The organism is Flavonifractor sp. An9 (assembly GCF_002161245.1).
Classification (GTDB): Bacteria; Bacillota; Clostridia; order Oscillospirales; family Oscillospiraceae; genus Flavonifractor; species Flavonifractor avicola.
The window spans coordinates 89,715-98,338 of record NZ_NFHC01000011.1; the positions used below are offsets into that span (position 1 = coordinate 89,715).

Consider the following 8,624-nt stretch of genomic DNA (forward strand, 5'->3'; position numbering starts at 1 on the left):
CGGGTTATTGTATCATAGATCCCCACCGAGACACAAGTACTTTCTTTTTTCTTTGGAGGTTTTGATTCCATGAAGGTCATGCACCTCATCTCCGGCGGCGACAGCGGCGGCGCCAAGACCCACGTTCATTCCCTGCTAAAAAATCTTGCCCATACCATCGATGTTACCATGGTATGTTTTATGGAAGGTCCATTTGCTCAGGAGGCCCGGGAACTTGGCATCCCCACTGTGGTCCTGCCTGGACACAATCTGCTGAAAACCCGCAACACCCTGAAAAAGATGATCGTGGAGGGGGGCTATCAGATCCTTCACTGTCACGGCGCCCGGGGCAATTTGATGGGCGCTCTGCTGCGGAAGGCCACCGGTCTGCCCGTGGTTACCACTGTCCACTCCGATTATCGACTGGACTACCTGGGCCGCCCCTTCTCCCGCATCACTTACGGCACCATCAACACCATCGCTCTGCGGAAGCTAGACTACCGCATCGGCGTGTCCGATGCCATGACCGATCTGCTCATCTCCCGCGGCTTTGATCCGGACAAACTGTTCACCATCTACAACGGCATCGATTTTGCCCCCCGTACCCCCGCCCTCTCCCGGGAGGAATACTGGAAGAGCGTGGGTCTGGACGCCGGCCAGGACTCCGTTGTGGTGGGCATTGCCGCCCGCCTCAACCCAGTCAAGGATATTGCTACTCTGATCCGCGGCTTTGCTCTGGCCTATAAAGTCTGCCCTCATCTGCGGCTGCTTATCGCCGGTGATGGCGAGCAGATGGGAATGCTGAAGGACTTGGCCAACCAGTTGGGAGTAGCCAAGCAGGTCTGCTTTGCCGGTTGGGTGTCCGACACCGACAGCTTCTACAATGCTCTGGACATCAATACCCTCACCTCTCTCTCCGAGACCTTCCCCTACTCCCTCACCGAAGGCGCCCGGGCGGGCCTGCCCACAGTGGCCAGCCGGGTAGGCGGCGTGCCTTACCTGATCGAGCATGGTATCCACGGTTTCCTCTTTGAGGCAGGGGACGCGGAGGGACTCTCCCGCCACCTCATTGCGCTGGCTCAGGACCCGGAGCTGCGCCAGCATATGGGCCAGCGGCTCTATCAGAGGGCCAAGGAGGACTACTCTCTGGAGAGCACCCTCCAGCGGCAGCTCTCCATTTATGACACCATTCTCCGCCGCCAGGCCCGCAAGACCGGCCGGCGGGATGGCGCTCTGGTATGCGGAGCCTATGGCCGGGGCAACGCCGGCGACGATGCCATCCTGGAGGCCATTGTCACCGAGCTGCGCCAGGTGGACCCTGACCTTCCCATCTGGGTGCTCTCCCGCAGCCCGGAAGATACCCGGCGCACCTATCGTGTCAACTCCATCTACACCTTTGCCTTTCCCAAGTTCCTGTGGCGGATGCGAAAGACCAAGCTGTATATCAACGGCGGCGGTTCCCTGATGCAGGACGTAACCAGCCACCGCTCCCTGTGGTTCTATCTCTTCACCATCTCCTGGGCCAAGCGGCTGGGCAATCAGGTTATGATGTACGGCTGCGGCATCGGTCCCATCCACTCCCCCTCCAATCGGAAACGGGCCTCCAAGGTGCTCCAGAAGAGCGTGGACGCCATCACCCTGCGGGATACTCACTCCCGTGAGGAGCTGACCGACATGAAGGTCACCGACCCGGAAATCATTCTCTCCGCCGACCCCACGGTCATTCTGCCCGCCGCTCCCGCGCCCGTGGTGGACGGCATTCTGGAGAGCCAGGGCATCGATCCCAACGGCAAATATATCGGCTTTGCCCTGCGGCCCTGGCCGGGCTTTGAGGCCAAGGCCCCCGTTTTTGCCGCCGCCGCCGACTACGCCTATGAGAAATACGGCCTGACCCCCGTCTTTCTGCCCATTGAGCGGCGTCTGGATGTGGATGCCGCCAAGTTGGCTGCTAAGTATATGAAGGCCCCCCACCATATTCTTACCCATACCGGCAGTTCCGACCACACTATCGGTCTGTTTGCACGGATGCAGGCGGTTATCTCCATGCGGCTGCACGCCCTCGTCTTTTCCGCCGGCCAGGGTGTGCCTCTGGTGGGCGTGGTATACGACCAGAAAATCAGCTCTTTCCTCTCCTATATCGGCCAGGATCTGTACACCGACCTGGATAAGGTGACGGTGGAATCTCTGTGCGGCTATATCGATGCCGTTTATGCCCGGATCGGAGACACCGAATTCCTGTCCGGCGGCGTGGAGCGGCTGCGCCAGGTAGAGGAACGCAACCAGGAGACTGCCCGCCGGCTTTTGGAGGGTGTGTCCCGTTGAAACAGATCCTGTGCCTCTCCTCCCAACCCTGGAGCACCATCCCCACCCGCACCCAGCAGCTGATGACCCGGTTGAAGGATGCCAAGATCCTCTTTCTAGAGCCTCCTTCCCGGAACTACCGCAAGCCCGGCCGCAAAGTACGCCCCGGCCTGACCGTATACGCTCTCCCGCCTGCTCCCGAGGCCTCCGAGGATCAGCGGCTGCTCCGGTTTGTCCGGGACCGCAAGCTGACCCGCCATATTCTTAAGCTGATGGATATGCATCGCTTTCGGGAGCCCCTGCTCTGGTGCACTTCCCCGGAGCAGGTCCATCTGCTGGACGCCATCCCCCATCAGGGGCTGGTATATGACTGCGCCCAGGACTGGCTGGACACTCCACCCGAGTGGGAGAGCGACCTGGCCTTGGCTGCCGACGTGATCTTTGCCGCCTCCGAGGGGCTGGTGGACCACCTCTCCCCCTGCAGCGACAACATTGCCCTGCTTCCCAATGGGGTAAGCTATCCCATGTTCTCCCGGCCAGACAATGAGTGTCCCGCTCCCCTGGCCGACCTCACCGGTCCCATTCTGGGCTTTGTGGGCACCATTTGGGAGGATCTTGACCTGACACCGGCCATCCAGGCCGCCCGGGCTCTGCCCCGGTGCACATTTGTCTTTGTAGGGCCGGTAGAGCCCTACAATCCCCAGCTGCGCACCCTGGAGGCCCTGCCCAACGTCCGTCTGCTGGGCCGCCAGCTGCCGGTGGATATTCCAGACTATCTGTCCCGATTCGACGTGTGCCTTCATCTGTTGCGGCAGTCTGACTACGGCGCCGACATCGTACCCAGCCGGGTCTATGAATATCTCACTTCCGGCAAGCCCATTGTGGCTATGTTCTACCCCGACCATGTGGAGCATTTCCCTGACGTAATCTACGCCGCCCACAGCCCCGGCGAGTTTGTGCGGCTGTGCATCCGTGCTCTGGAAGAACCGGATGGTTGGCCTGCCGTCCGCCGGCGGGAACATGGGGCTGCCGCCGCCTGGTCCAACCGTGCCATGCAGGTTACCCAGATTCTCTCTGCCAACGGACTCTACTGACCCACAATGCGGGCGGTCCCACGGACCGCCCGCATTTCCTGCCATTGCTGATAAGGAGGCTTGTTATGATTCCCTATTCCACCGTGATTTTCGATCTGGACGGCACCCTGCTGGATACCCTTCAGGATCTGGCCGACAGTACCAACTATGCTTTGGCCCTCCACAAACTGCCCGCCCGCTCTTTGGATGAGGTACGCCGCTTTGTGGGCAACGGCGTAGGCCTGCTCATTCACCGTGCCGTGCCCGAGGGAACCCCTGAAGAACTGGAGGCCCGGTGTCTGGCTGATTTCCGGGCCCACTACCTGCTGAATATGGAGAACCGCACCGCTCCATACGCCGGTGTGCTGGAGCTGCTGGACGGTCTGAATCAGGCCGGGATCAAACTGGCAGTGGTATCCAACAAATTTGACGGCGCTGTCAAAGGTCTGTGTCAGACCTACTTTGGCGATCGGGTAAAGGTGGCCATCGGTGAATCCCAGGGAGTTGCCCGCAAGCCTGCTCCCGACACGGTACTTCGCGCATTGAAGGAACTGGGCGCTCAGCCTGAAGAGGCCGTTTATGTAGGCGACTCCGAGGTGGATATCCAGACCGCCCGCAATTCCGGTCTGCCCTGTCTGTCGGTGAGCTGGGGCTTCCGTGACGCGCAATTTCTGACCGAACAGGGTGCACAGCAGATCATCTCTACCCCCGCCGAGCTTCTGGCCCTGCTTACCGGCGAGCAAAATGACGAATCCAGCCACCCTCATCAGGGGGATTTGTGAGCACAATAGAAAATTTACAAAAAAAGAAGGGTTTTATCCAGGCTGCGGCGTATAAAGAGTAAAGGTTGAAATTTGCTGAGAGGCTGGTGAGCGCCCATGGTACTGCGTGAACAGACCGAAGCCGCCGAGGCGGCCCTGCTCTCCCCCTATGCCTGCCTGTCCGCCCGCTCCCGGGGACGTCTGGTGCCTCTGGAGCCCTGCCCCACCCGGACCTGCTTTCAGCGGGATATCGACCGGATTGTCCACTCCAAGGCCTTCCGGCGGCTCAAGCACAAGACTCAGGTCTTTCTGGAGCCGGAGGGGGACCACTACCGCACCCGCATGACCCACACCATCGAGGTCAGCCGCATTGCCCGCACCATCGCCCGGGGCTTACGCCTCAATGAGGATCTGGCAGAAGCGGCCGCCTACGGCCACGATCTGGGCCACACCCCCTTCGGACACGCCGGAGAGCGGGTCCTCAATGAGATCATGCCCGGAGGCTTTGCCCATAACGAGCAGTCTCTTCGGGTAGTGGACCGTCTGGAACGGGACGGCGAGGGACTCAACCTGACCTACGAGGTGCGCCGGGGCATTCTCTGCCACACCGGCTCCGACCAGGCCGAGACCCTGGAGGGCCGTCTGCTGCGGCTGGCCGACAAGATCGCCTACATCAACCACGACATTGACGACGCCATGCGGGGCAAGATCATCTATCCCATGGACCTGCCCCTCTCGGTCTCCCAGGTACTGGGCTTCACCCACTCTGAGCGAATCAACACTCTGACGGTGGACATCATCACCCAGTCCGCCGGAAAGAATGACATTGTCCAGTCCCCCGCCTGCCGGGACGCTATGAATGAACTGCGGGAGTTCATGTTTGAATATGTCTACCGCAGCCCGGTAGCCAAGGGCGAGGAGGGAAAGGCCCAGGACATGATCCGCCGCCTGTTTGAGTACTATGTGAAGGACCCGGACAAGCTGCCTCCGGAATATCAGGACATCCGGGTGGAGGAGGGCGTAGAGCGCGCCGTATGCGACTATATCTCCGGCATGACCGATAAATATGCCGTGGACCAGTTCAGCGACGCTTTCATCCCGAAGTCCTGGAGCGTAAAGTGATTTATGCTTACACCATCAGAGTATAAATGCTTTTAAAGGCGTTTGTGCCGTAAGGGCATTTAACTTTACATATACCAGCGTATGAGATTGGCATTGATTGGAAAAGATAGTCGGAAGGAGGATGCCTGTGGCGATACCAGAACAATTCATTGACGATCTGGTGGCCCGCAGCGACATTGCCGACGTGGTCTCTTCCTATGTCCACCTCACGAAAAAGGGAAACAACCTGTGGGGCCTGTGCCCTTTCCACAACGAAAAGACCCCCTCCTTCTCCGTCTCTCCCGATAAGCAGATCTACCACTGCTTCGGCTGCGGCAAGGGTGGCGGCGTAATTTCCTTTGTCATGGAGATGGAGAATCTCCCCTTTTTGGACGCGGTAAAGCTGCTGGCCAAGCGGGCAGGTCTTGAGGTGCCGGAGGCCGGAGAAAACGAGGCCTATCGCAAAAAGCGGTCCCGACTGCTGGAGCTGTCCAAAGACGCAGCCCGTTTCTACCACGACTATCTCATTGGTCCCGGCGGCCAGCAGGTGCGGGACTATATCGCCCAACGGCAGATCTCTCCCCGTACCGCTACCCGGTTCGGTTTGGGGGCCGCGCCCGATCAGTGGGATGCCCTCACAAAGGCCATGACTGCCAAGGGCTACACCAAAATGGATCTGATTGACGCCGGTCTGGCAGTAGCCGGAAAGAACGGCGGCATCTATGACAAGTTCCGGTCCCGGCTTATGCTCCCGGTCATTGATGTGCGGGGCGAGGTGGTGGGCTTCACCAGCCGCCTGCTCCCCGGACTGGAGGGCGCCAAGTACCTGAACACTCCGGAGACGGTGCTCTTCAAAAAAGGCCGTCTCATTTACGCCCTCAACTTCGCCAAGAACACCAAGCGGCCCAACCTGATTCTGGTGGAGGGCAACATCGACGTGATCACCCTGCACCAGGCGGGCTTTGATAATGTGGTTGCCACCATGGGAACCGCCCTCACTGAGGAGCACGCCCGCATTTTGGCCCGGTACACCAAGGAGCTGGTGCTCTGCTACGACAATGATGCCGCCGGCAAGCAGTCCACCGACCGGGTGCTTAACATTTTGAAAAACGCCAACCTCACCGTCCGGGTACTTCAGCTGCCCAACGCTTTTGATGCCGAGGGCAAGCCCATCAAACAGGACCCGGATGATTTCGTTAAAAAGTTTGGCCCTGCCGCTTTTGAGAAGTGCCTCAATGGCAGCGCCGGACAAAACGACTACCGGCTGGACAGCCTGCAGGCAAAACATGACCTGTCAAGCGAAGAGGGCAGGCTGGCCTATCTAAAGGAAGCTGTGGCCACCATCGCCGCCCTTCAAAGCCCTATTGAGCGGGAAATCTACGGCAATAAAGCAGCAGCAGCAGCCGGCATTTCCGGAACCGCCATGGCCCAGGAGGTAGCCCGCTACCGAAAGGACCGGGCCTGGCGGGCCAGAAAAGTCCAGGCAAAAAAGGACCTGACCCCCGCCGTTCAGCTCCAGCCCAAATCCAGGCAGCTGCACTACGAGAATATCCGCTCCGCTCGTGCGGAGGAGGGTGTGATCCGCTTGCTGCTGCTGGACCCGGGCCTGCTGCCCGAGACAGATGGACTGGACCCGTCCCAGTTCTCCTCTCCCCTGCTGGCCAAGCTCTATGTGCTGCTCAAGCAGCGGCACAGCCAAGGGCTCAGCCTGCAACTGGGCGCACTGTCCGGATCGCTGGACCTGGAGGAGATGAGTCACATCACCGGGATTCTGGAACAACCGGAGACCCGTTCCAATCGCAGCCAGGCGTTGCATGACTACTTAGAGATTATCGAGACAGAAGCCGCCAAGCGGGGCGGCGTCGGGCTGGACCCTTTGCTGGCAGCCCGGGATAAATTCAGAGAGAAAAAATCATATGGAGGACAACCGCATGAGTGAAAAGAAGACCACCGGTAAAAAAGAGCTCACCCTGACCCTGGAGGATCAGGCCAAGCTGGCCCGCGACAACGCGAAGAAGATGGAGCAGGGCAAGATCGAGGTCATGAAGGTGGTGGAAGGCGTCCAGGGCGCCGAAAAACTGGCGGAGCTGATCGAGCGCGGCAAGAAAAACGGCAAGCTCTCCTCCAGCGAACTGATGGACGTGCTGGAGAACATGGATCTGGAAAGCGAGCAGATGGATAAGATCTACGATACCCTGGAGAACCTGGGCATCGACACGGTAGGCGACGACTATCTGCCCGAGCTGGCCGACGACACCATGCCTCCTCTGGAGGAGCTCAACGAAATCGAAGACCTGCCTGAAGAGGAGATCGTAGACCCCAACACTCTGGTGGACTCCTTCGGCATTGACGATCCGGTCCGTATGTATCTGAAGGAGATCGGCAAAGTCAACCTGCTCACCCCCGATGAGGAGGTCCAGCTGGCCCAGGATATGGGCGCCGGTGACGCTGCCAAGGAGCAGCTGGAGGATATGGAGCGGGCCAAGGAGGCCGGCGAGGAGATCGCCCTGTCTGAGGACGACATCAAGGAGCTTCGCCGTCTGGTAAAGCGTGGCGAGGCGGCCAAGCAGCGCCTTGCCGAGGCCAACCTCCGTCTGGTGGTATCCATCGCCAAGCGGTATGTGGGCCGCGGTATGCTCTTCCTGGACCTGATCCAGGAGGGCAACCTGGGTCTCATCAAGGCCGTGGAGAAGTTTGACTACACCAAGGGCTACAAGTTCTCCACCTACGCCACCTGGTGGATCCGTCAGGCCATTACCCGGGCCATTGCCGATCAGGCCCGTACCATCCGTATCCCCGTCCATATGGTAGAGACCATCAACAAGGTCATCCGTGTCTCCCGTCAGCTTCTCCAGGAGCTGGGCCACGATCCCACCCCCGAGGAGATCTCCGAGGAGATGAATATGCCGGTGGACAAGGTAAGGGAGATCCTGAAGATTGCCCAGGAGCCTGTCTCCCTGGAGACCCCCATCGGCGAGGAGGAGGATTCCCACCTGGGCGACTTCATCCCCGACGAGGACGCCTCCGAGCCCTCTGAGGCCGCTTCCTTCACCCTGCTGAAGGAGCAGCTGGTCTCCGTGTTGGGTACCCTCACCGAGCGTGAGGAGAAGGTGCTCAAGCTGCGCTTCGGCATCGAGGACGGCCGCACCCGCACCCTGGAGGAAGTGGGCAAGGAATTCAAGGTCACCCGTGAGCGTATCCGTCAGATCGAGGCCAAGGCCCTGCGTAAACTGCGTCATCCTTCCCGCTCCAAGAAGCTGAAGGATTTCCTGAACTAACAAACGAAAAGCGGGCCTGTTGCAAAATAGCTGTTTTGCACAAGCCTGTCATTGCGAGCCAGTGCGCACACTGGCGTGGCAATCCGTTTCCTCGGCAAAAGGGGCGGATTCCCACGAAAAACGGCCGCCCA

The 8,624-nt window shown here is 59.8% G+C and carries 6 protein-coding genes; all 6 read left to right on the forward strand.

Translation table 11 applies throughout. The features are described 5' to 3' along the window. Positions 1-69: 69 nt before the first annotated feature. The 6 genes from csaB (at position 70) to rpoD (ending at position 8,493) form a co-directional block, all read left to right on the forward strand. Entirely contained in the window at positions 70-2,301 is a 2,232-nt protein-coding gene (gene csaB, locus B5G40_RS08985) for a polysaccharide pyruvyl transferase CsaB (protein WP_087399393.1), read from the forward strand. Next, positions 2,298-3,374 (forward strand): glycosyltransferase family protein, encoded by a 1,077-nt coding sequence (locus B5G40_RS08990; RefSeq protein ID WP_242959349.1) that lies wholly within the window; start codon positions 2,298-2,300, stop codon positions 3,372-3,374. The genes csaB and B5G40_RS08990 overlap by 4 nt, the downstream gene beginning before the upstream one ends. A gap of 65 nt (positions 3,375-3,439) precedes the next feature. After that, on the forward strand, positions 3,440-4,135 hold the full coding sequence (locus B5G40_RS08995; RefSeq protein WP_087327746.1) for an HAD family hydrolase: 696 nt from the start codon (positions 3,440-3,442) through the stop codon (positions 4,133-4,135). Between the two features lie 96 nt (positions 4,136-4,231). Continuing rightward, on the forward strand, positions 4,232-5,236 hold the full coding sequence (locus tag B5G40_RS09000; protein ID WP_087327743.1) for a deoxyguanosinetriphosphate triphosphohydrolase: 1,005 nt from the start codon (positions 4,232-4,234) through the stop codon (positions 5,234-5,236). 127 nt (positions 5,237-5,363) lie between these two features. Continuing rightward, positions 5,364-7,154, forward strand: a complete 1,791-nt coding sequence (gene dnaG / locus B5G40_RS09005; RefSeq protein ID WP_087399394.1) for a DNA primase — start codon at positions 5,364-5,366, stop codon at positions 7,152-7,154. Beyond that, positions 7,147-8,493: an RNA polymerase sigma factor RpoD gene (gene rpoD, locus B5G40_RS09010; protein WP_242959351.1), complete on the forward strand. Its 1,347-nt coding sequence runs from the start codon at positions 7,147-7,149 to the stop codon at positions 8,491-8,493. Before dnaG ends, rpoD begins: the two co-directional genes overlap by 8 nt. Positions 8,494-8,624: the final 131 nt, after the last annotated feature.

Excerpts from the sequence above, each read along its gene's own strand:
- B5G40_RS08995 (WP_087327746.1), top strand. The coding sequence starts at position 3,440 with ATGATTCCCTATTCCACCGTGATTTTCGATCTGGACGGCACCCTGCTG.
- csaB (WP_087399393.1), top strand. The coding sequence starts at position 70 with ATGAAGGTCATGCACCTCATCTCCGGCGGCGACAGCGGCGGCGCCAAG.
- rpoD (WP_242959351.1), top strand. The coding sequence starts at position 7,147 with ATGAGTGAAAAGAAGACCACCGGTAAAAAAGAGCTCACCCTGACCCTG.
- B5G40_RS09000 (WP_087327743.1), top strand. The coding sequence starts at position 4,232 with ATGGTACTGCGTGAACAGACCGAAGCCGCCGAGGCGGCCCTGCTCTCC.